This is a genomic window from Vallitalea sediminicola (genome assembly GCF_054408565.1).
This window is the reverse complement of sequence record NZ_BTPT01000032.1, coordinates 63813-87924: the sequence shown is the minus strand read 5'-3', so window position 1 is coordinate 87924 and position 24112 is coordinate 63813. Positions and strand designations below refer to the sequence as shown.

19 protein-coding genes are annotated in these 24112 nt (G+C 29.4%); 15 read left to right on the top strand and 4 right to left on the bottom strand.

Annotated elements, in window-relative coordinates; translation table 11 throughout:
• Positions 1-281 precede the first annotated feature (281 nt).
• Entirely contained in the window at positions 282-1553 is a 1272-nt protein-coding gene (gene serS / locus ACX6CF_RS14980; RefSeq protein WP_458786152.1) for a serine--tRNA ligase, read from the top strand.
• 105 nt (positions 1554-1658) lie between these two features.
• Here serS and ACX6CF_RS14975 read toward each other — a convergent pair whose 3' ends face one another.
• On the bottom strand, positions 1659-1937 hold the full coding sequence (locus ACX6CF_RS14975; RefSeq protein WP_458786151.1) for an ArsR/SmtB family transcription factor: 279 nt from the start codon (positions 1935-1937) through the stop codon (positions 1659-1661).
• A 364-nt stretch (positions 1938-2301) separates the two neighbouring features.
• Between ACX6CF_RS14975 and ACX6CF_RS14970 the strand changes: the two genes are divergently transcribed.
• The 7 genes from ACX6CF_RS14970 (at position 2302) to ACX6CF_RS14940 (ending at position 11587) form a co-directional block, all read left to right on the top strand.
• Positions 2302-3330, top strand: coding sequence for a substrate-binding domain-containing protein (locus ACX6CF_RS14970; RefSeq protein WP_458786150.1), 1029 nt, complete (start codon positions 2302-2304; stop codon positions 3328-3330).
• The gene (locus tag ACX6CF_RS14965) at positions 3327-4862 is read left to right on the top strand and encodes a sensor histidine kinase (protein ID WP_458786149.1); all 1536 of its coding nucleotides are present in this window, start codon (positions 3327-3329) and stop codon (positions 4860-4862) included. Before ACX6CF_RS14970 ends, ACX6CF_RS14965 begins: the two co-directional genes overlap by 4 nt.
• A 1-nt stretch (position 4863) precedes the next feature.
• Positions 4864-6447, top strand: coding sequence for a response regulator (locus ACX6CF_RS14960; protein ID WP_458786148.1), 1584 nt, complete (start codon positions 4864-4866; stop codon positions 6445-6447).
• 20 nt (positions 6448-6467) lie between these two features.
• The gene (locus tag ACX6CF_RS14955; protein WP_458786147.1) at positions 6468-7538 is read left to right on the top strand and encodes a substrate-binding domain-containing protein; all 1071 of its coding nucleotides are present in this window, start codon (positions 6468-6470) and stop codon (positions 7536-7538) included.
• A 198-nt stretch (positions 7539-7736) separates the two neighbouring features.
• Positions 7737-8762, top strand: a complete 1026-nt coding sequence (locus ACX6CF_RS14950) for a sugar ABC transporter substrate-binding protein (protein WP_458786146.1) — start codon at positions 7737-7739, stop codon at positions 8760-8762.
• A gap of 107 nt (positions 8763-8869) precedes the next feature.
• Complete coding sequence (locus ACX6CF_RS14945) at positions 8870-10390, top strand: xylose ABC transporter ATP-binding protein (RefSeq protein WP_458786145.1); 1521 nt, start codon at positions 8870-8872, stop codon at positions 10388-10390.
• Between the two features lie 192 nt (positions 10391-10582).
• On the top strand, positions 10583-11587 hold the full coding sequence (locus tag ACX6CF_RS14940) for a sugar ABC transporter permease (RefSeq protein ID WP_458786144.1): 1005 nt from the start codon (positions 10583-10585) through the stop codon (positions 11585-11587).
• 75 nt (positions 11588-11662) lie between these two features.
• On the opposite strand, the gene ACX6CF_RS14935 is transcribed toward ACX6CF_RS14940, so the two are convergent.
• Entirely contained in the window at positions 11663-12016 is a 354-nt protein-coding gene (locus tag ACX6CF_RS14935) for a winged helix-turn-helix transcriptional regulator (protein ID WP_458786143.1), read from the bottom strand.
• Between the two features lie 290 nt (positions 12017-12306).
• Between ACX6CF_RS14935 and ACX6CF_RS14930 the strand changes: the two genes are divergently transcribed.
• A complete protein-coding gene (locus ACX6CF_RS14930; protein WP_458786142.1) occupies positions 12307-13584 on the top strand; it encodes an O-acetylhomoserine aminocarboxypropyltransferase/cysteine synthase family protein in 1278 nt (425 codons plus the stop codon).
• A 109-nt stretch (positions 13585-13693) separates the two neighbouring features.
• Positions 13694-14569 (top strand): DUF3881 family protein, encoded by an 876-nt coding sequence (locus ACX6CF_RS14925; protein WP_458786141.1) that lies wholly within the window; start codon positions 13694-13696, stop codon positions 14567-14569.
• Positions 14570-14678: 109 nt separating this feature from the next.
• On the opposite strand, the gene ACX6CF_RS14920 is transcribed toward ACX6CF_RS14925, so the two are convergent.
• The gene (locus ACX6CF_RS14920) at positions 14679-15746 is read right to left on the bottom strand and encodes an acyltransferase (protein WP_458786140.1); all 1068 of its coding nucleotides are present in this window, start codon (positions 15744-15746) and stop codon (positions 14679-14681) included.
• 201 nt (positions 15747-15947) lie between these two features.
• Here ACX6CF_RS14920 and uvsE point away from each other — a divergent pair, with 201 nt between their 5' ends.
• Entirely contained in the window at positions 15948-16907 is a 960-nt protein-coding gene (uvsE, locus tag ACX6CF_RS14915) for a UV DNA damage repair endonuclease UvsE (RefSeq protein WP_458786139.1), read from the top strand.
• 11 nt (positions 16908-16918) lie between these two features.
• Complete coding sequence (splB, locus tag ACX6CF_RS14910; RefSeq protein WP_458786138.1) at positions 16919-17935, top strand: spore photoproduct lyase; 1017 nt, start codon at positions 16919-16921, stop codon at positions 17933-17935.
• 59 nt (positions 17936-17994) lie between these two features.
• On the opposite strand, the gene ACX6CF_RS14905 is transcribed toward splB, so the two are convergent.
• Positions 17995-21216, bottom strand: a complete 3222-nt coding sequence (locus ACX6CF_RS14905) for an SNF2 helicase associated domain-containing protein (RefSeq protein ID WP_458786137.1) — start codon at positions 21214-21216, stop codon at positions 17995-17997.
• Between the two features lie 187 nt (positions 21217-21403).
• Here ACX6CF_RS14905 and ACX6CF_RS14900 point away from each other — a divergent pair, with 187 nt between their 5' ends.
• From ACX6CF_RS14900 to ACX6CF_RS14890, 3 genes are all read left to right on the top strand, one after another.
• Positions 21404-21634, top strand: coding sequence for a hypothetical protein (locus ACX6CF_RS14900; protein WP_458786136.1), 231 nt, complete (start codon positions 21404-21406; stop codon positions 21632-21634).
• A gap of 479 nt (positions 21635-22113) precedes the next feature.
• Complete coding sequence (pgmB, locus tag ACX6CF_RS14895) at positions 22114-22767, top strand: beta-phosphoglucomutase (RefSeq protein WP_458786135.1); 654 nt, start codon at positions 22114-22116, stop codon at positions 22765-22767.
• Between the two features lie 412 nt (positions 22768-23179).
• Entirely contained in the window at positions 23180-23839 is a 660-nt protein-coding gene (locus ACX6CF_RS14890; protein WP_458786134.1) for a hypothetical protein, read from the top strand.
• Positions 23840-24112 lie beyond the last annotated feature (273 nt).

Here is a 24112-nt window from a genome sequence, read left to right as displayed (position 1 = left end):
AGTTAGAGGTTAGTATCCTTTATAATACTAATCAAGAGATTACAATTGATATTGTAATAAATTGGGTGGCAACGCGGATATCCTTTCGTCCCATTAGGGGCGAAGGGTTTTTTTATTGCCATTTTTAATTTTACTATATATATTGAACTTAAACATCAATCAACTTATATAGAATCTCTTTTAATAATTAAGTGACAAATAGGCTATTATAAAAATCTATTTAGTGACGTAGTCACTTATTAATCGTATAGAAAAACAAAAAAACAGAAGGAGTGAATGAGATGTTAGATATCAAAATGTTAAGAAATAATTTTGACCAAGTAAAAGAAGCTTTATCAAACAGAAAAGAGGATTTTGATCTTGATTCTTTTGTAGAGTTTGATACTAAGAGAAGACAGTTATTACAAGAAGTAGAACAATTAAAGAATAAGCAGAATGTAGTATCAAAGCAAATCCCAGCTATGAAAAAAGAAGGTAAAGATGTAAAAGAAGTATTAGTCGAGATGAAAGAGTTGTCTAATAAGATTAAAGAAATAGATAGTGAAGTTAAAAAAGTGGATAATGATTTATACAACTTTATGTTAACTATACCTAATATTCCTAATGAGTCAGTTCCAAAAGGTGATACAGACGAAGATAACGTTGAAATAAGAAAATGGGGCGAGGTAAGGAATTTTGGTTTTGAACCAAAGGCACATTGGGATATTGGTAAAGACTTGGACATACTTGATCCAGAATCAGCAGGGAAAATAACCGGAGCTAGATTTACTGTATACAAAGGTAAGGGAGCAAGATTAGAAAGAGCAATAATCAATTTTATGCTAGACTTACATGTAGATAAACATGATTATATAGAAGTTTTCCCACCTTTCATGGTTCATAGAAAAAGCATGATTGGTACTGGACAGTTACCAAAATTCGAGGAAGATGCATTCAAAGTTGAAGGAACAGATTATTTCTTAGTACCAACAGCAGAAGTACCAGTAACCAACATGTATAGAGAACAAATACTAGATGGTACTAAATTACCTATTAAACATTGTGCATATACAGCATGTTTTAGAGCAGAGGCTGGTTCAGCAGGAAGAGATACTAGAGGATTAATTAGACAACATCAATTTAATAAAGTAGAATTAGTCAAGTTTGTTAAACCAGAAGAATCATATAAAGAGCTTGAAAAATTAACTAAAGATGCAGAAGAAGTTTTACAGTTATTGAATATTCCATATAGAGTAGTTAAAATATGTATGGGTGATTTAGGATTTACAGCTGCTATGAAATATGATATCGAAGTATGGATGCCAAGTTATAATAGATATGTAGAAATTTCTAGCTGTAGTAATTTTGAAACTTTCCAAGCTAGAAGAGCGAATATTAAATACAAAGATAATGTAAAAGATAAAGCAAAATTTATTCATACTCTTAATGGAAGTGGTGTAGCAGCAGGTAGAGCAACTGCTGCAATAATTGAGAACTTCCAACAAGAAGATGGAAGTATTGTTGTTCCAGAAGTCTTAAGAAATTATATGGGTGGTTTAGAAAAAATTAAATAATAATATTAATATTAAAACAGGACTGTGTCTTATATCTTACAATAGCTTATAGCCATTAATAATTTATTAAGAGACAGTCCTGTTAAATTTGTATTAAGTCATTAATTAATCTTCAAAAAGTGAAGTAACCAGGTCAATAGCTATTTGATTAACTACTTTATAAGTAATCTCTAGCCCTTTGCGTTCACCAACAATAATTCCAGCTGATTTTAATTTAGAGATATGTTGTGAAACAGTTGACTGGGGTATGTTCAAACAACTTTGCATAAAAGAGACATTACAACCTTTATTTCTAATTAAACCATTAACTATACATAATCTTGTAGGATGACCTAATACCTTTAAAATTTCAGCCGCTTCATAATATTTATTTATATCTTCCATAATGATAATATCCCCCTATTAAGTCCTTGCTCTTATCGTTTTAATTCAATCATATATTTATTTTAGCAAAAATAGTTATTTATGTAAATATATAGATTAAAAAATGTATTAATTTCTACAGAATTGTATAATTAATCATGTAGAATAGGTTGATTATCTAAGCTTTAGATGTATATTGTATTCTATAGAAAAATTCTATTAATTAAGTATATGAGATAGAGGCATCCTAATTAACATAGTATTATTTTAATATTATCAGGAAAACAAATCAAAAAAGTGCTATTTACAAGGATTATTAGGGATATGTTATAATTATAGACAAGAAAGACTTTAAAAATAGACTACCAAGTAAGGATGGGCAAAAATGAAAAAAGTTATTTTAGGTATAATGACAGGTATATTATCTTTAGTATTAATCTTTAGTCTAGTACTTTCATTTTTATATATGAAAGACGTCAATCACAGTACGGAGCAAAAATTCAATAAAGATAAAGCGCTACCTAAATACCATCTAATGGTTATTTCTAATGAGATTGACACTTTATCAGGTGAAGCATTTTTAAAAGGACTTAATGATGCAGGTCACCAAATGGAAGTTGCATTAGAAATTAATGATGTTAAAAAAGAAGATATAAATGAACAGTTGGATTATATTAATATAGCTATAGCATCTAAGGTTGATGGTATTATTCTTCAAGTAACAGATAATGAAAAAATTAAAGAGGCGATTAATCATGCTGTTGATATGGGAGTTCCGGTGGTAACTGTATTTGAAGATGTATCAGCTAGCAAAAGGCAGAGTTACGTAGGGTCCAATTCATTTGAAATCGGAGAAAAAGCAGGTAGATTAGTTAGTGATGCGATTAATAATAAAGGAGATATAGCTATCATTCTTGATAATATCCAAGAAAATGATTATTTGGAGACATCTAAAAATCTTATTCTATCAGGGTTTAGAGATATTACTAATCAATATGATGAAATGGAAATCAAAAAAGTTGAAGAATCCAAATTAGGTTTATTGGGAGCTGAAGATATTGTTAATAAGGTGATAAACAGTTATCCAGATATAAGTGCAATATTTTGTAGTAGTGTAAAAGATACTATTGGTGTTGCGCAAGTTATTGTAGACCTTAATAAAGTAGGGGATATTTCCATTGTTGGATATGGGGATAGTGAAGAGATATTGAGATATATTGAAAAACATGTAATAGATGCCTCCATAGTAGATAATCCTTATGATATAGGATATAAGAGTATAGAAGCCATTTTAGAAGTAATTACAAAAGGTACAACATCATCCTTTTATGATACTGGTGTAAATATAATTACTTATGAAAATTTTAGTGATTACACAAAAGAAAGAAAAAAGAGTGAAGGTGATGACAGTTGAATTTCTTTGATAAATTATTAAGACTAAATACTATACGTAGAAAAATGCTGGTTTATTTTATGATAACTATTATATTAATAAGCATAGTAAGTATTTTCACTTTTATAATGTCTAGTAAATTCATGGAAAAGATGGAATCCATGTTTGTTGATGGAGTTGCCCTTACAGAGCTATCTGAAACGGTAACAAAAGTAAATACCAACCTTAATAATTACTTATCTACTAAACACTCAGATAGTCTTAACAACTATCTTAGATATAGTGATGAATTAAGAGAAAAAGCAGTGGATATTAACAAAGGATTATCTTATGATAATAATCGGTTATTATTAAAGGATATAGCTTTTATGATAGAGACATATCTTAGCAATGCTGATAAAGGAATAGCAGCCAAAAGAGGCCGTAATATTGATGAATATTTATCGGTATATACTACTACAACTAAGCTGGAAAACTATATTAAAGAGTATATAAACAAAGTTAATTATAATGAATTTAACAGGAACACTAGAGAGTACCTTAATATAAAGAACAAATTAAAATTTTTGCAGCAGGTTAATATTGTACTAATCCTAGATATTATAATATTATCTATTCTAATCATTTATTCTACAACATATAAAATGACAGAACCTATTATAAAATTATCCCATAATGCTGAAGAGATAGCTAAAGGAAATTTTGATATTGATGAAGTGATAGTATCTACTGAAGATGAGATCAAAGTAATGGCAGTAGCATTCAATAAGATGAAATCCAATATCAAAGAATATATAAAGAAACTTAGAAATACAGCAGAAATGGAAGCAAAATTAATGGATCAAGAACTTCAGAATCTAAAGATGAAAAATCTTTTGGATAATGCTGAATTACAAGCCCTTCAATCTCAAATAAATCCACATTTTTTATTTAATACCTTGAATGCAGGAGTACAGCTTGCAATGATGGAAGGTGCTGATACAACCAGCAGTTTCTTAGAGAATATGTCAGCACTATTTAGGTATAATATTAAGAAGTTAGACAATTCAGTAACGTTAAAGGAAGAAATAGAGAACATAAAAGCATATTCTGAATTATTAAAAGTACGTTTTGGAGATTTTATACAATTTAAATTCAGTATTGATGATACAATTTCTCAGATATTTATGCCGCCTTTAATTTTACAACCGTTAGTAGAAAATGCATGTATTCATGGAATTGGGGATTTAGAAGAAGGGGGTATAGTACGTATAGTTACCAGAAAAGAAAAAGAACATGGACAAATTATAATTGAAGATAATGGGGTAGGTATGAACAAAGAAGATAGTGAGAAGATATTAAAAGTTACTTCTGAATCTAAAATCCTTCAGAAAGCAAAGAAGGGGCATACAACAGGTATAGGACTTGGGAATGTCATTCATAGATTACATCTATTTTTTGGGACCGAAGATGTAATTAAGATAATTAGCGAAAAAGGTATGGGGACTAAAATAGTTATTAACCTTCCTTTGGACAATAAAGGTATTCTATCAGACCGTGAGGAGATGCGTTAATATGTATAAGCTATTAGTTGTTGATGATGAGGAAATAGTTATAAATGCGGTAAAATTCATTGTTAGCAAGAATTTTGATAATGTTGAAGTCGTTGATAGTGCAAGAAATGGTAGAGAGGCTATAGAAAAAGCGAGTAATCTTAATCCAGATATAATATTTATGGATATACGAATGCCGGGTATAAATGGGATTGATGCAATCAAAGAGATAAAAGAAAGAAACAGTAGAATACAATTTGTTATTCTTTCTGCTTATGAACAGTTTGAATTCGCAAAAGAAGCAGTTAATCTAGGAGTAAAAGAATATATTCTTAAGCCTATTAACAGGTATAAGCTTATTGATACTCTAAATGTTATCATTAATGAATTAGGTGAGAAGGAAAAAAAGAGAAAAAAAGAATTAGAAAACATAGAAAAACTTCAAAACATATTGCCTATACTTGAAAGTGGGTTCATATATTCAATATTAATGGATAAGGAATTCGGAAAAGAAGTAAAAAGATATAGAGATTTATTTGATTTAGGAGATGATGGCGGGTATATAATGATTATTGAATTTGGAGAAGGGGAAAAAGCCATGTCTCTTACTAATAAAATTGGTTCTAGTGTAAAAAGCCAAAAGTTCTATCCTAGCATTAGAGATATGTTAAAATATAGATGTAAATGTCTTATAGGTCCTACCATGATTAATAGAATTATTGTCTTTGTTGCAAATAAAGAACATGAAGATGAATATAAGCAGAGGCTTAATGCTATAGAAATGGCTGAAGACATTGTTAAAAAAGCTAAGAAAAGTACTGATGTAGAATTTTTCATAGGTATTGGAGGATATAGTCAGATTGAATATCTACATAACTCTTATGAAGAAGCATTGAAAGCACTTAGAGACAATAGCGGTGAACACGTTGTTCATATTATGGATGTAAAGGAGGTAAAAGATATTTCCCTAGACAAATATAATGAACAATGTAAGAAATTATTAAGTAGTATTGAAGTTGGAAATACAGATGAAGCATTATTATTACTTAATAAAATATTTGATAGTATATCAAAATTAAATCCTATCAATAGAAAAAGTAAAATGATAGAATTAATTGTACTAATTTATCAGATGTCATATACTATGGGTATTCCATCAGATATTTATATTGATTATTCTTCATACTTACAGGAAGTAATTAATTTAGAAGAAGATAAAATTCAAAGATGGGCCATAAAACGAACAAAACATATCATAAAAATGGTTAAAGAATATAAACAGAACAAAGTTAGTAAATTAATAATGAATGCAAAAGACTATATTGATAAATATTTTAGTAATGAAATTACTTTAGAAGAGGTTTCTAAGGTAATAAGTATAAGTCCTCAATATTTCAGCAGGTTATTTAAAGAAGAGACAGGTTATAATTTTATTGAATATTTAACAAATATTCGTATTAAGAAATCCAAATCTCTTATAAAGAATTCTAATAAGACCATTAAAGAAATTTGTTATGAAGTAGGATATAATGATCCTAATTATTTTAGTAGATTATTCAAGAAAATTGTTGGTATATCACCTACGGAATATCAAAAAGACATATAAAAGTATAGGGGGTAATACTTATGTCAGTAAGTAAGAAGTTAAAGATTAGCATAGTAATTGTTAGTTTGTTGGTTATTATTGTGGGTACAATGATAGTTCTTACAAGGAGCTCCGAAGAAGACAATAGAGTTAAAGATGATACTATTAAAATTGGATTATCAATTGATTCTCTTGTAATTGAAAGATGGCAGAGAGATAGGAATATATTTGTAGCCAAGGCTAAAGAATTAGGAGCAGAGGTATTGGTTCTCAATGCTAATGAAGATAATGATAATCAGATTAAACAAATAAAATACTTGATTGACCAAGATGTGGATGTATTAGTTATCATTCCATATGATAAAAATGGTATAACCGAAGTTACTAAGACAGCTAAGAAGAAAGGAATCAAGGTTATAGCTTATGATAGATTGATATCCAATGCTAATGTAGATTATTATGTATCTTTTGATAACGAAAAAGTCGGAAGATATATGGCTGAGAGTATGTTGGAAGCTGTACCAAAAGGAAATTACGTAATTATTAATGGTTCAAGTAAAGATAATAACAGTAAGATGTTCAACAAAGGAACCATAGATGCATTAAAACCTTTTGTAGAAAAAGGTGATATAAACATTTTAAAAGAAGTCTGGGCAGAAGATTGGAGAGAAGAAGTAGCATACTCATGTATTGAAGAAATATTATCAAAAGGAGATAAAATTGATGGAATAATTGCTGCCAATGATCGTTTGGCTGAAGGAGCAATTGAGGCATTAGCTGAAAATAGAATCGCTGGAGATGTTGCAGTAGTAGGACATGATGCAGATTTGTCAGCATGTCAGAGAATTGTTGAAGGCACACAACTTATGACAGTCTATAAACCTATTAAAATTCTAGCACAAGCGGCTGCTGGAATAGCTATTAAAATAGCAAAAGATGAGATAATAGAAAATGAAACTCTTATTGATGATGGAACATATTATGTAAAATATATGAAATATGATGTTATTCCTGTAACTAAGGACAATATTGAAGAAACAATCATAAGAGATGGTTTCCATATAAAAGAAGACATCTATAGGAATATACCAGAAAGTCAATGGAAAGATTAATGATTATGTAATCCTAATGGAATAATTTAATATTAAAATTGTACTATACATTAAACATATTAAGAATAACACGTTAAAATAATTAAGTTATTGATAATTTATTCTAGAGCCTTCAGGGCTCTTTTTTATTACAATAAGTATAGATAAGGTTGATGCCTTATAAAAATGATTTTAAATATAAATTAACGGAGGGATTTTATGAGAAAGAAATTTAAGATGATGTCACTTATTATAGGACTTATGATGTTAACTTCACTATTTGCAGGATGTTCTGCTAAAAAGGATGACAAAATTGTAATAGGATTATCACTTCCAACACAACAGGAAGAAAGATGGGTAAGAGACAAAGAAAAAATGGAAGCAGTAGCAAAAGAATTAGGTGTAGAGTTAAAAGTTCAAGTTGCCAATAATGACTTATCACAACAAGATTCACAAGCTAAGAACTTGATAGCCCAAGGAGTCGACGCTTTAATAGTAGCTCCTCAAGATGCATCTGCAGCAGCTTCTATCGTTGATGAAGCAGCAAAAGAAGGTATTAAGGTAATATCTTATGACCGTTTAATAATGAATACAGAAAACATTGATGTATATATATCATTCGATAATGTAAAAGTAGGAGAACTACAAGGTAAATACATTACTGATTTAGTACCAGAAGGAAATTATTTCTTAATGGCAGGTGCACCAACAGACAACAATGCAACATTATTCAAAGAAGGTGCTATGAAATATATTCAACCACTTGTTGATAGTGGAAAAATTAAAGTTCTAGTAGATCAGCCTGTAGATGACTGGAAACCAGAAAATGCTCTTAAAATAGTTGAGAATGCTCTTACAGCTAATAATAATGAAGTAGATGCAATACTAGCACCTAATGACGGTACTGCTGGTGGAGCTGTTCAAGCTTTGGCTGCACAAGGTCTCGCTGGAGAAGTACCTATTACAGGACAAGATGCTGAGCTTGCAGGAGCTATAAGAATCGTAGAAGGTACTCAAACAATGACTATCTTCAAAGATACAAGATTATTAGGCGAAGAAGCAGTAAAAGCAGCAGTAGCACTAGTAAAAGGCGAAAAATTAGATAATGCTAATCAAACTGTTAATAATGCTTCAGTTGACGTACCATCTATTCTATTAACTCCATTTGCAGTTGATAAAGATAATATAGATGAGTTATTGATTGAGAGCGGTTACTTGAAAAAAGAAGATGTATACAGAGAGTAAACCTTCTATAAAATGTAGAGTATTGATTCAATAAAATATAAAATTTGGAGAAGGGATAAATTATTTCTTCTCCTTAAGAATGTTAGTAAAGAAAGGTGGTGCTTAGCATGAATGACTATATACTTGAGATGGAGGATATAACTAAAATTTTTCCTGGTGTAAAAGCTCTTGATAATGTTAATTTCAAAGTAAAAAAAGGAGAAATTCATGCTTTAGTAGGAGAAAATGGTGCTGGGAAATCCACTCTGATGAAAGTATTAAGTGGTGTTCATCCATATGGTAGTTACACAGGAAGAATAATGATTAACGGAAAAGAACAAAGATATAATGGAATTAAAGAATCTGAGCACGGTGGAGTAGCTATTATATATCAAGAACTTGCTCTAGTGAAAGAAATGAATATAGCTGAAAATATCTATCTTGGAAACGAGATCAAGACAAGAGGTATGATAAACTGGAATAAGACAATAGCTAACACTTCTAAATTATTAAAAGATGTTGGGTTAGACGATAATCCTTTAACAAAAATCATTAAACTAGGTATAGGAAAACAACAATTAATTGAGATTGCGAAAGCTATATCTAAGAATGTTAATATACTTATACTAGATGAGCCAACAGCGGCGTTGAATGAAACAGAAAGTGAAAATCTCCTTAATATCATAAGAGAACTTAAGAGTAAAGGAGTTACATGTATATATATTTCTCATAAATTAAATGAAGTAAAAGAGATTGCGGATAATATAACAATACTTAGAGATGGTCAGACTATATCAACAATGGTTAATGATGATAGTATGACAGAGGATAAGATAATATCTTTAATGGTAGGTAGAGAATTGACTCAGAGATTTCCAAGGAAAGAGCACAAACCATCAGAACCTATGCTGGAAGTAAATAATCTAACTGTATATAATCCAGAAATGCCTGATAAAAAAGCAATAGATAATATTTCTTTTACAGCTAGAAAAGGAGAAATTCTAGGTATTGCAGGGCTTATGGGGGCAGGTAGAACAGAACTTGCTATGAGTTTGTTTGGTTCATATGGTGTAGGTAAATCTGGAACTGTTAAGATACAGGGTAAAAATGTAGTTATTAATAATCCGAGAACAGCTATTAGAAAAGGATTATGTTATCTATCAGAAGATAGGAAAGTAAATGGACTTGTCCTTGGGATGGATATAAAAGAAAATACCACACTGGCTAATCTACACAAAATAGCTAAGAACGGTGTTATTAATCAGAATGAAGAAATTAAGATCACCAATCATTATGTAAAAGCTCTTAAAACTAAAACACCATCCATTGAACAAAAAGTCAGTAACCTAAGTGGAGGTAATCAACAAAAAGTTGTTTTGGCTAAATGGTTGATGGCAGAACCTAAGATATTAATTTTAGATGAGCCTACAAGAGGTATAGATGTAGGTGCTAAATATGAGATATATAATATAATGAATGAATTAGTGGAAAAAGGTGTTTCGATTATTATGATTTCATCTGAGCTTCCTGAAATACTAGGTATGAGTGATAGAATACTTATTATGCATGAAGGTAAATTGACAGGTGAACTTGATTATAAAGAGGCATCACAAGAGATAGTTATGCAATACGCAACGGGAGGGATGTAAGCATGTCTAAGGAAAATGGAATTATAAGTCTTATTAGATCATCTTTAAAGAAAAATATAAAGCAATATACGATGTTTATAGCATTAATAGGATTAATGATTATATTCACAATACTTACTGGCGGTACATTTATAATGCCAAGGAACTTATCCAACTTATTTATTCAGACATCCTATATAGCAATTCTTGCTTGTGGGGGTTGTATTAGTCATTGTTGCAGGACATATAGATTTGTCTATTGGTTCGGTAGTAGGATTTTTAGGAGCAATAGCTGCTACATTACAAGTTAATCTTCACTTTGGAACATTTCTTACTATAGTATTAACATTAGTAGTAGGTTTAATTATCGGATTATGGCAAGGTTATTGGGTAGCTTATAGAAATGTACCTGCATTCATTGTAACTCTAGCAGGTATGATGATTTTCAAAGGTGCACTTTTAGGAGTTACAAATGGGGCAACTATAGCTCCTCTAGATGACAGTTTCAAGGCTCTAGGACAAGGATATGTGCCTAATATCAGTTCGCTGAATATAGGTTCTGTCTCAATTAATATGACAACAGTTATTATAGGTATTATTGCAATCATTATCTATAATGCTTTAGAGCTTAAGAAAAGAGGAGAAAGAAAAAGATATGACTTCGAAATCTTACCAAAGAATCTGCAAATGGTAAAAATGATTGTTGTATCTATAGCAATAGCTATTTTCTTTGGTATCATGGCATCATATAAAGGTGTACCTTATTCTATAGTACTTGTTTTGATAGTCGGTATTTTATATACATTTATCACTAAGAATACTACTTTTGGACGTCATGTATATGCAATTGGTGGTAACAAAGAAGCTTCAAGATTGTCTGGTATCAATATTAAACAGAGAAACCTTTTGATATTTGCATCTATGGGTATATTATCAGCACTAGGAGCTATTATCTTTACAGCTAGATTAAATGCGGCAAGTGCTTCTGCTGGAGCAGGACTTGAACTTGAAGTAATAGCATCAGCAATTATTGGTGGAACCAGTACTATGGGTGGAGAAGGAACCATAGTAGGAGCAATTATTGGTGCATTGGTTATGGCAACGCTTAATAATGGAATGAGTCTTATGAATGTAGGGCCTACATGGCAGTATATTGTTAAGGGATTAATACTATTATTAGCAGTTTGGGTAGATATTTCAACTAAAAAGAAAAACTAGATACTCACAAGTAAAATAGACTCTGTTTGATTAAACAGAGTCTATTTTATTTAGATGCTTAGGGTTATTAATTTTCTAATCCATGTATTTCTTGCCCCAATTGCATAATTCTGTAAGTATATTTTTCAGGGACAAACCTCTTTGTGTTGGTATATATTCAACTTTTGGAGGAATGGTTGCATATGCTTTACGTTCTATAAGACCATCATTTTCAAGTTGCTTCAGTTCCAATGATAGAACTTTGTGGCTTATATTTGGTATTGTATTTTTTAGCTGACCATATCTAATGGGTTCTTTCTTGATTATATGCCATAATATTATGGCTCTCCATTTACTTCCTATTACAGTCATAGTAAAACCTATTGAACAAGTAAAATCTTTTTGCCTGTTTTTTTGATTAGGAAATTTTTCTAATGATTGTTTAGCCATTGAATATCACCTTTACTTTCAAAATGGTTAGTAACTGATTAAAATGTGCGTACTTGCAATATATTATAATTATTCTATAATAAAGTATATATTATCCTGTGTAAAGTATTTTTGCAGGATTATCTTAATAATAATAGAATGATATACATATAAAAATCATTATAATAATGGAGTACCAAATATTACTATGAAGAAATTCTTCATTTACAGGCACTTTGGTAAATTAATATATTGAATTTTTGTACTATATACTCTATAATATAAACAATATTTAGACGGGAGGTCATAGAATGGATAAGAAATGGAAAATAGAAACAGCGGCTGTACAAGGTGGATATGATCCTGGTAATTCAGAACCTAGAGTTTTACCGATATATCAAAGTACTACATATAAATATGATACTTGTGAAGAAGTAGCGAAGTTATTTGATTTAGAGGCAGCAGGACATATGTACACAAGAATTAGTAATCCAACAGTTGAGGCTTTGGAGAAAAAGATGGCTATGCTTGAGGGTGGTATTGGTGCTATGGCAACTTCATCTGGACAAGCAGCATCAATGATATCTGTTATGAATATATGTATAGCAGGAGATCACTTATTAGCAGCTAGTACATTATATGGGGGTTCTTTTTCATTACTTAAAACAACTCTTAAGAAGTTTGGTATAGAAGTTACATTTGTTGATCCAGAACTAAGTCTAGAAGAACTTAAGACTTATATAAAACCTAATACAAAAGGTGTTTTCGCTGAAACTATAGGTAATCCTGGTCTTAACATCCTAGATTTTGATAAATTTTCCACATTGGCACATGACAATGATGTTCCTTTAATTGTTGACAATACTTTTCCAACACCATATTTGTGTAGACCAATTGAGCATGGAGCAGATATAGTAGTTCACTCTTGTACTAAATATACTGATGGACATGCTACAAGTGTTGGAGGTATGATTATAGATAGTGGTAAATTTAATTGGGATAATGGTAAATTCCCTGAATTGACAACTCCAGATGATAGTTATCACGGTGTTGTATATGTCAGAGATTTCAAAGAAGCTGCTTATATTACTAAAGCAAGAGTTCAATTATTAAGGGATATTGGAGCAGCTATGAGTCCATTCAATGCTTTCTTGATGAATCTAGGATTAGAAACATTACCACTTAGAATGGAACGTCACAGCGAGAATGCATTAGCTATAGCAAAATGGTTGGAAAAAAATGATAAAATTGCATGGGTTGTGTATCCTGGACTTGAAAGTCATCCAAGTCATAATCTTGCTAAAAAGTATTTACCAAATGGTTGTAGCGGTGTTTTAACATTTGGTGTAAAAGGTGGAAAAGAAGTGGGAGAAAAACTTATTGATGGTTTAAATATGATAGCTTTGGTTGTGCATGTAGCCGATACTAGATCTTGTGTATTACATCCAGCAAGTACTACTCATAGACAATTATCAGAACAAGAACAGATTGCTTCTGGAGTTAAACCTGATTTGGTAAGATTTTCAGTAGGTATAGAAAATATTGATGATATTATAGATGACCTTACTAATGCACTAGAACAAATATAAATTTTGTTAATTAAGATTTATAGCTAGACAATTACTATATGTAATGTTACTATAACTCTACATATAATTATAGATTATGAGTTTAGTATGTAGAAGAGTGGTGAATAATATGGAGCAGTATTTGGGTGCAGTTGGATTCAAAAAACTCGTAGAAACCAAGAAGATAGAAGACGTAGTACAACAGATAATAAATGATCCTACTGAGAAATATATCTCTAATTATGGTGAAGATAAGATAAAAGTTGAGCTTCTAAAAAGATATAATGATGAATTAGGTATAATTGTTAGAGGCGAATTAGATGAAAATGAAGAAATAAAGGTTTTTTCTATTATTCCATATAAAGAAGGTAATTTACCTATGGATATTGATGAAGTTGATGTAATATACTCTAATAATAATAAAGATGACTATTATGTATATTTTGAAGATATTAAAACAGGAAATCCAATTACTTTTTATCTTCAGAATGTGGTAGATTATTTAGATATAGATGAAGATGAAGATGCATATGTAGAAAAGATAAGATTAGTAGCATTATCAACTGAAGGAACAGTAATATTACCTATCAATAAAGATGAAGTAGATAAGAATCTTGAACATGAAGAAGAAACATGGAGAGCTAATTTGTTAGAATTGGCTAGACAAGGTGACGAAGAAGCAATTCAATTATTAGAAATTGATGCAGAGCAGTCAGCCGAACTATTTAAAGTACGTACAAAACATGAAGACCTATTAACTATATTAGAAGGATATTTCATTCCATATGGACTTAATGACGCAGAGTACTCTATATTAGGAACAATAGAAGAGTTCTGTATCAAAACTAATTCATTTACAAATGAAGAAGTATATATAATGGATTTGATGTGCTTGAACTTCAAATTACAGGTATGCATCAACAAAAAGGACTTAATTGGTATACCTTCAATAGGTATGAGGTATAAAGGAATATGTTATGTACAAGGACATTTAGAATTTAATTAAGACTCGTGAAAAATCTCTACCGAATTAGACAGGATACAAAATAAAGTGCCAATCGTTAATTAACGATTGGCACTTTATTTTGTAATATTTTTGATGGAAAATTTTTTTATTATGATACTTTTAATTGCTCTTTTTCAATAGGAGTAGATAATCTGATTTTCTTGGTTTTATTTCTGTTAATGAATGTTCGAACTATAACCATTAATTTACAAAAGTAGTAAGTTGCTATAGCGGTAACAATGAAAAGTAAAACCATACCTAAGAAACCGTTGTATAATGATGTAAAGCCGATTATCTTTGTATAAGAGGTAACTAAGGATAGGATTAGGATGTGGCTGAGATAAAAATCGTATGACATGCTACTTAACACATGTATTTGTTCAGCTTTACTTTCTAATTTTAAGTTACTAAAACATTGATAGAGAAGATAGAAACTTATCATACTATATAATATAACAGTTGGCTTAACAGAATACATATAGGTATTTGTTAATTTACTATCGGTAATAAGAATGGCAAAGCTTACGATCCAGCCAAACAGTATATAGGAGCTTTTAATATTTAACAGTTTTGATTTGTGAGAAGAAAAATATATACCAAATACAAAATAAAACAGCCAGGTGGGCAGTAAAAGATAACTATATTTATTTAAGGTATAAGGTAATATACTAATATCTAGCTTATAGATAAAAGTTCCTCCTTGAAAATAAAGTGAAATTATACCTGATACGATTAATAAAGGTATACCTTTTCTATATTTTAATAGTTTCTTAAGTAGTGGATATATAATATATAATTGTATAATAATCAATAAAAAATATAAGTGATTATATCCAGTTAAAATAATATTAACATAGTCAAGAGTTAGTAATTTATTTAAATGGTGACGATTATTATAAATAACATAGATTGCAAGCCATATTACATAAGGAATAATAATCTTCTTTAAATGTTTTATGTAAAAATCAAGCAAGGTAGAATTAAGCTTGTCCCTAGTATCTGAATAGTGCAAAAAGTAACCAGACATAATAATAAAAATAGGTACACAATACCTGAAAAATTGATTAATGATATAAGAGAATTCATGATTGATATAACGAGCGGTTACATGGATACCTAATACAGATAATGCACAAATAATGCGTAATAAACCAAAATTCAATAAAAATTTTTTCATAAAAAATCCTCCAAATATTATATTATAAATAAAAATTATAACTAACATATTTAACAATAACAGACATAGAGCAAGTATGCAATTCAAAATAATAATAAAAAGATTAAATAGTTGATATTTTTTTATATTACTAAAGCCTATTTTGTATAAAAAAATATTTAATAAGGATAATAATACTGTATAGATGAGGAGGATAATTGAATGAAGTGTCAGTTGGGATATGTCTCTCTAGCTTTAGATTTAGAAAAGGTTACGTCATCTAGTATTGTTACTTATAGATATTATAAAGGTCTTACTACTGAGGAGAAGATTAATAAACTAAAAAAAGTTACTTTATCTAATTTACAGGATTTAGAGAAAATATTAAATTACAACATTGAAAATGATATTCACTTCTATCGTTTAACATCTAATCTAGTACCATTAGCTACACATCCTGATGTAGTTGATTGGGATTATAGAAAATTTTTTAGCATAGATTTCGAATATATAGGTAAGATAATAAAGAAGCATAGTATGAGGGTAGATTTGCATGCAGATCAGTTTAACGTGATTAATAGTGTTAAAAAAGAGGTAGTTGAAAAAACAATAACAAATCTATACTTCTTAGCAATGATACTAGAAGATATCAATTTACCTGATGGTAAGATAATTATTCATGTTGGTGGGTCTATAGGAGGTAAAAAGGAAGCTATTAATAGGTTTATTACTAATTTTAAACATTTTCCAAAGGTAATAACTGATAAGATTATTATTGAAAATGATGATAAGATTTTTAATATTATTGATGTTCTAGAATTATGTAATGAATTAAAAGTACCCATGGTACTGGATGCTCATCACTATCGGTGTAATAATGAAGGTGAAAAGCTAGAGGATTATATTGAGGATATTTTTGATACTTGGAATAATGATAAATGGTTGCCAAAGATTCATTATTCAAGTGGTAAGGACAGTGAATTCGATAGAAAACACTCAGATTATATTTTTGCAAAAGAATTCATTAATCTTATAGAACAAGTAAGGAGTGTACAGAATAGAGATTTTGATATCATGCTAGAATCAAAGAAGAAAGAAAAGGCGTTGTTCAAGTTAATGGAAGATATAAAGATAATTAAAAACGATTGGAATTATATAGATAATACAACATTCGAATTGTAGAGGTGATAAGTGTGTTTAAGCCTAAGAGAGTTTTAATTGAAAAGGATGCCTTGAAGTATCCGTTAGGAGAAGAGCTATATAAACAATTTCAAAATATGGATATTGAGCTTATTATGCTGGAAACTACCAGAACAAAGGGTATACCAGGTACAACTAAGAGTGAAAAATATAGTCATGGCAAAAATACCCTTGTAGTGGGGGTAAAGAAGAGTTTAACATTCCAGACGTGTAAACCTTCTGCTCATTATCAATTACCCCTTGTAACAGGCTGTATGGGACAGTGTGAGTATTGTTACCTTAATACTCAGTTGGGTGATAAACCATACACAAGGATATATGTTAATATAGATGAGATACTAGGTAAGGCTAAGAAATATATGAATGAAAGAAATGGTGAAATTACAATATTTGAAGGTGCAGCAACATCTGATCCACTACCTGTGGAACCTTATACTCATGCTCTTAATACGGCTATAGAATTTTTTGCGAAAGAAGAACAAGGAAGATTTCGTTTCGTAACAAAATTCACTAATGTAGAGGATATAATAAATGCCAAGCACAATGGACATACAACTGTAAGATTCAGTATAAATACTGATAAAGTAATTAAGAGTTATGAGCACAGAACACCTAGTGCAAGAAGCCGGATAGAAGCAGCACACAAAGTCTTAGATGCTGATTATCCTATTGGCTTTATAATCGCCCCTGTATTTATATATGATGGGTGGAAAAAAGAGTATAATATGTTAATAAAAGATCTAAATAATAAATTAGCTGTGGATAAACATAAAAATATTAGTTTTGAAATCATTTCTCATAGATATACTACTAAAGCTAAAAATAGGATAACGGAGATATTTCCGGAAACCAATTTACCAATGACTGATGAGGAAAGAACATTCAAGTATGGTCAATTTGGGTATGGTAAATATGTGTATAGTAAAGAACAGTTAGCTGAGATGAAAGATTTTTTTAAGGAGCAGTTAGGGAAATATTTTTCTGATAGTGAAATTAAATATATAATATGATTAATATAAGAGGCTGTCTCATTTGACAGCCTCTTATATTAGTGTAAAAGATATAATGGTTATAAGTCAAATAAAGATTTTATCTCGTCTTCGCTTAACTTAGTCAGCATGGTTTCACCGGGTTTTATAATAGAATCAATCATTGATTTTTTCTTTTGCTGTAATTGATATATCCGTTCCTCTATTGTTCCTGCAGTTATTAATTTGAAGACCTGAACTGATTTATCTTGCCCTATTCTATAAGCTCTATCAGTAGCTTGATCTTCTACTGCAGGGTTCCACCATGGGTCATAATGAATTACCATATCTGCACCTGTCAAATTAAGCCCGGTTCCTCCAGCTTTTAGAGATATAAGGAAAACGCTGGTATCTCCTTCATTAAAGTCATTAACCATATCTCTACGTTTTTCAGATTTGGTTGAACCGTCTAAGTAGTAGTTAGAGATTTCATTGGTATCCAATAAATCTTTTATTATATTAAGCATACTTGTAAAACTAGAAAATATGAGTATTCTATGGCCACTATCTACGGCATCTGTTACTAGTTCTAATAATAATTGTAATTTACCACTATCCCCTTTGTAATCTTCGATGAAGGTAGCAGGGTGGCAGCATATTTGTCTTAGTCTTGTTAGAGCTGCCAATATTTTCATTTTACTCTTATTAAAACCGCTGATAGCGATTTCTTCAACTATTTCTTTTTTAGTTTTTTGTAAATATGCTAAATACATTTTTTTCTGATTTTCTGTTAAGTCTGTTGACATTTTAGTTTCTATTTTTGGTGGTAATTCAGTTAATACGTCTGTTTTCAGTCTTCTAAGTATAAATGGTTTTATTTGATTATTTAATTGGCTTAGAGCTTCTTCATCATTGTTCTTAATGATTGGTCGTTCATAATTGGAGGTAAATTTTCTGTTACTTAATAAATAACCTGGTAGAATGAAATCAAAAATGGACCATAATTCCATTAATGAATTTTCTATAGGTGTACCTGTTAAAGCAAATCTCACTTTTGCTGGTATTAGTTTTACAGATTTAGCATTCAATGAGTTAGGATTCTTAATATGTTGAGCTTCATCAATAAAACAGTATTCAAATAAGTAATTAGAATAATCTTCTATATCCCTTTTTAATAAACCGTATGAGGTTATAATTACATCGTTGTCATTAATCTCTTTAAAAAACTTTTGTCTATCTTTTCTACTCCCAGATATTATTAATACATTAAGATCAGGTGCAAATTTTTCTATCTCATCTGCCCAATTGTAAACTAGAGATGTAGGGGCAACAACTAATGAAGGATTTTTAATCTCCGTTGATTTAATTAGTGCAATTGATTGAAGCGTTTTACCAAGTCCCATATCATCAGCAAGTATTCCACCAAAACCATAATAGGCTAAGGATTTTAGCCACATAAATCCAAACTTTTGATAATCTCTAAGGATATTTTGGAGGTTCTTAGGTGGAGTGAATTCCATATCTATTGGTTTTATAACATTTTTAACTAGCTGATTGAAACCCTCATTACGATTAAAAATACTAATATTTTTCTCATTTAATAGAGTATCAAGGTAGAAAGCTCTATATTTGGGTATCTGGATAACATCATTTTTAAAATCTTTTGAGGATAGATTAAGTCCACTAATCAATGTTGATAAATTTTGGGTTTCTTGGTCTTCTAGAGGTAAGAATCCACCATTTTTCAATTTATAGTAACGTTTTTTTTCTTTTAGTGATTTCATTATTGAAACAAGTTCATCCTGGTCTATACCGTCAATGTTAAAAGATATTTCAAGCATGTTAGAATCTTCACTTAACCTGATTCCACCTTGCATGTCATATTCTTCTCTAATATGAATGTCTTTAAAATTCTCAGAGTAATAGATTGTAGCTAATTGCTGTAATTTTGGTAAATAGTAATAAATAAAATCATATAAGTTATTTTCATCTTGTATAGTAAAGAAATCATCTTCTTCTGATTTAACACAGTAAGCTTCTTTCAAAAGAGATAATATCAAGGCTTCTTTTTTGATATCTTGAACTAAGATAATATCAATGGGTATATCTGGTTTTTCTTCGGGTATAACACCGATTTTGTAATCACCATAATTAAAATTTACAGTACCTTTTATAGTATCAAAGTATTTATCAAGATAGATTTCACAAGAAAATTCTCCGGTGTAAAGTTTATCTGATATTTCAGAGTCCATATGAACTGTTCCAAGTTCTTTTAGGACAGGTAATATGGTTGATACAAATTTGTGTTTATAATTAATACTAAGCTCTATTGATTTGGTTTTATTATTAAAGGTCTTATCAATAACATGAAAAAGTTGCTGTTTTTCTGGTGATAAATTGTAAATATTATTATCATAGAAAACATATTTACAATCTCTGGTTAATCTAAAGAAATTCTGATTATTCTTTATTGTGATGATAATGATATTAGATGAACTTTTTACATAAAATTTCATATTAATATCGGTTAGTATTTCACAATTTCTATATATGATATCATTGTAATTAATGTTAAAATCTCTATTTTCCAATATGGATAAAGTTTTTTTGATATAAGTTTCAGGAAGAGCTATGTTATTTTTGTACCCGGTATAGCTATTTCTGTAGCCTATATCTTTATTAATAAATTTTTCAGTTTCATAATAGTCACCAATTGTGTTTATAAACTGATTATCATATTCATTGAAGTAATGATAGCTAGTGTTGAAAATAAATTCTTTGCCATAAGTAATACTTCCACCGGCTTTATATTTTTTATAAAGTTCATTGAAATTCTTAAGGGCATATAGTCGTTTTTCGCCAATTCTTAGATTATATGATGATGAATAATAGTTATTATAGATGCTTATTGGGAAAAATGTGATTTCAATACTAACAGGTGTTCTTTTTGCGTTTTTGGTTGTTTTACCAATCATGGCTTTTGAGAAGTTTTCAATTACATTGTCATATGAATTATTAATATAGTTTTTATTGAATTCATCTTGTCTATATAAGATAGTCAATAAAGCTGCTATGATATGTTTGCAGGCGCCAGAATATTTTTGAAATGCCTTGCAGTTACATTCCATATAATTGAGCTTTCCATTACTATTGTCGAATTCTAATAAAACATTATATAAGTCAGTTCCCATGACTTTTATGTCAAAGAAATCAGTATAAAAATTAATGTCATCTACATGACCTTTATTATAATATTTTACACCCTTCATAAAAGTTTTATCATTACATAATCTTCGTATATCATCAAGAGAAAAATGAATCATAAGTTTCACCTACTTAACCAAATTCCGAATAAACTAGCTAAATTAAAGTAATTTTACGTTATCTATTATTATAACAAAAATACGATGTAGTTAAAAGTATTTTTAGAAGTATTTCTTAATTTTATAAATATGGACGGATTGAAAATTGAAGTGCAACAGTAGAGATGAGTAAAAATGGTTAGAAGAAATGAAAGATGGATTAATCAAAACAGCTATAGCTAATTTGCTAACCTTAACAGGGCGAAAATCACGTATGAAAATTATTACTAAATTACCAGATAAGGCATGCGAATCGGTAAAGAAAGCTCTCATAGGTATTAAGAAAAACTATGGTCATGACTTTAAAAGGATATTCAAAAGCATTACCTGTGATAATGGTAGTGAATTTAGCTTTAGTGAAGACTTCAAGAAAAAATAAAGCATCAATGAGTATAAGTAGGTATATTAGTAGTAAATATATTAAGTAAATCTATAGGGTAATAATGATAAGGGTATAATCAGAGTAATCATAAGTCTATTTGTTTAAGGGAATATAATTATGTAGAAAAATATAGGGTATGAAGCCCTATATTTAATGATGAATTGTTGCAAGTTATTGATAGTAATTATATAGTTAATTGTTGTAAATATCATTATATCATATAAATCTACATAATTGTATATTTTTATATAAAAAATATGGTTAAATTTTGTAATACTAGAATTTTAGCAACTATTGGAGATAGTAATTTCATTATTACCAATTATTGTAATATACATTGTACTTAATAAGTATTTTATGCAGGGTATAAGAAGGGATGAAAAAAATAATAGATATAAAATATTGAATGTATTGAATATATAGTGTATACTTTTTAATACTATAGGAAGATAATTTACGTAAAGGTGGTCGACTAAATGGATAATAAATATAAGTTATTTATATTTGATATGGATGGTGTTATTACTGAGACAAGCGAACAGCACTATCAAGCATGGAAACAGCTTGCCAATGAGATAGGTATAAATATTGATAGAAAATTCAACGAAAAGTTAAAAGGTGTTTCAAGAATGGAATCTCTTGATAGAATACTTGAAAATGCAAATAAAGCTAGTGATTTTACAGAAGAAGAAAAATTAGAACTAGCAGCAAGAAAAAATGAAAATTACAAAGAAATGATACTTAAATGTACAGAAGAAGATCTATTTGAAGGAGTAAAAGACCTATTTGTTGAGCTTAAAAAGAGAAATATCAAGATTGCCATAGGAAGTGCTTCTAAGAATGCACCTACTTTAGTAAGGTTATTAGGAATTGAAAATGATATTGATTATATTGTTAACCCAGCTGAAGTTAAAAAAGGAAAGCCAGCGCCAGATATTTTCTTAAAAGCGGCAGAACACTTAGGAGTAGATATATCAGAATGTATAGGTGTTGAAGATGCTGAAGCAGGAATTGAAGCCATTAAATCTGCAGGTATGTTCGCAGTTGGTATAGGGGATAGCAAGGTTCTTAATAAAGCCGATATTGTTTATGGACAAACAAAAGATATTAAACTTGAAGAACTTATGTAGATGTTTTTAGATATTGGGTTATTAAGAAACGTATAAGGAGACCAATGTCATTTAGTTAAAAAGTGTAAAGAGTTTTGTTCTTAAAAATAGAGCAAAGCTCTTTTTTTTCTGCAATAATTAGAAAAAAACTTGACAAATCATCATATAAATATGTTGAGTTTATTTAATTAAATATAAATAATATATCGAATGTTTTTATAAAAATATAATGGTGTTTTACTTTTAATTAAACGTAATTGTTTTTGTAAAACTTTACATTCATAATACGACAGAATTTTCAGAATTGTTATGTTATACTGTTGTTGTTTTCGATCGAAACAACTAATAAAAATGTATAGTGTAGGGCAATTAATAAAAATAAAATTTTAAAAATAAGACACTGTTCTACCTAAAAAAGAAAGGATGAAAGAAAATGAAAAAAATTATATCAAAAAAACTTATTGCATTTTTAATGGTAGGAGGAATGCTAATGTCAAATATGTCAGTATTTGCAAATACATTACCTACACCTATTAATGAGGTACCAACAGTAATAGCAGATAAAGATATTTCAATAAAAGATACAGTTGTTAAAGAATATTCCGGTTTTGGTGAAATTCTCAATATAAGACAAGGTTCTAGAGCGCTTTTAGTTACCATTAAAAATCAGTATGATTCTAGACTTTATACTTTAATTATTGGTGATGAAACAGAAGTAAGTGAAAGTATAAGTGGTAAAAAACTTAATGGAACAGATTTGAAGGTTGGTAACTATGTATATACAGAATACAGTAGAAAGATGACAATGTCTATTCCACCTCAAACAGTTGCTTCTAAGGTTGAAGTAGTAGATGGTTATATTGTTTCATATGGAATAGTAGAAAAAGTAAAAGATGAAGTAATTATCGTTAACAATGGAATCATGGGCGATATTCATTTAAACTTATTGGAAAATGCAGTAATAGAAAATGAAGCTGGTGAGGAATTATCAATAAGTGATATTAATTCAGGAGATAGAATTAGAATTTACCATTCTCAAATAATGCTTTTGATGTTACCAGTTACATACCAAACTATTAAGATAGTAAAATAACATCACTTTACAAGTTATCATGGCATAATAAAGAGCTAAATTATGATTATATAAGTATATAAGGTATAAATGCTAGAATATTAGTGTTTATACCTTTCTTAGTGGGCATCTATATATAGTGATAGTTGAGAGATTTACGCTATCATTACTAATTTATTCAATATTTAGCATGATGCCATATTGATCTATTAGTTCACAATATTTTAGGGTAATAAGTTAGTAGATGAATTGGTATATAAAAACTATAAACATATATACTATTTGCTTAGGTTC

Excerpts from the sequence above, each read along its gene's own strand:
- ACX6CF_RS14890 (WP_458786134.1), top strand. The coding sequence starts at position 23,180 with ATGAAAAAAATTATATCAAAAAAACTTATTGCATTTTTAATGGTAGGA.
- ACX6CF_RS14925 (WP_458786141.1), top strand. The coding sequence starts at position 13,694 with ATGGAGCAGTATTTGGGTGCAGTTGGATTCAAAAAACTCGTAGAAACC.
- pgmB (WP_458786135.1), top strand. The coding sequence starts at position 22,114 with ATGGATAATAAATATAAGTTATTTATATTTGATATGGATGGTGTTATT.
- uvsE (WP_458786139.1), top strand. The coding sequence starts at position 15,948 with ATGAAGTGTCAGTTGGGATATGTCTCTCTAGCTTTAGATTTAGAAAAG.
- ACX6CF_RS14970 (WP_458786150.1), top strand. The coding sequence starts at position 2,302 with ATGAAAAAAGTTATTTTAGGTATAATGACAGGTATATTATCTTTAGTA.
- ACX6CF_RS14960 (WP_458786148.1), top strand. The coding sequence starts at position 4,864 with ATGTATAAGCTATTAGTTGTTGATGATGAGGAAATAGTTATAAATGCG.
- ACX6CF_RS14975 (WP_458786151.1), bottom strand. The coding sequence starts at position 1,937 with ATGGAAGATATAAATAAATATTATGAAGCGGCTGAAATTTTAAAGGTA.
- ACX6CF_RS14935 (WP_458786143.1), bottom strand. The coding sequence starts at position 12,016 with ATGGCTAAACAATCATTAGAAAAATTTCCTAATCAAAAAAACAGGCAA.
- ACX6CF_RS14945 (WP_458786145.1), top strand. The coding sequence starts at position 8,870 with ATGAATGACTATATACTTGAGATGGAGGATATAACTAAAATTTTTCCT.
- ACX6CF_RS14905 (WP_458786137.1), bottom strand. The coding sequence starts at position 21,216 with ATGATTCATTTTTCTCTTGATGATATACGAAGATTATGTAATGATAAA.
- ACX6CF_RS14950 (WP_458786146.1), top strand. The coding sequence starts at position 7,737 with ATGAGAAAGAAATTTAAGATGATGTCACTTATTATAGGACTTATGATG.
- serS (WP_458786152.1), top strand. The coding sequence starts at position 282 with ATGTTAGATATCAAAATGTTAAGAAATAATTTTGACCAAGTAAAAGAA.
- ACX6CF_RS14920 (WP_458786140.1), bottom strand. The coding sequence starts at position 15,746 with ATGAAAAAATTTTTATTGAATTTTGGTTTATTACGCATTATTTGTGCA.
- ACX6CF_RS14900 (WP_458786136.1), top strand. The coding sequence starts at position 21,404 with ATGAAAGATGGATTAATCAAAACAGCTATAGCTAATTTGCTAACCTTA.
- ACX6CF_RS14930 (WP_458786142.1), top strand. The coding sequence starts at position 12,307 with ATGGATAAGAAATGGAAAATAGAAACAGCGGCTGTACAAGGTGGATAT.
- ACX6CF_RS14955 (WP_458786147.1), top strand. The coding sequence starts at position 6,468 with ATGTCAGTAAGTAAGAAGTTAAAGATTAGCATAGTAATTGTTAGTTTG.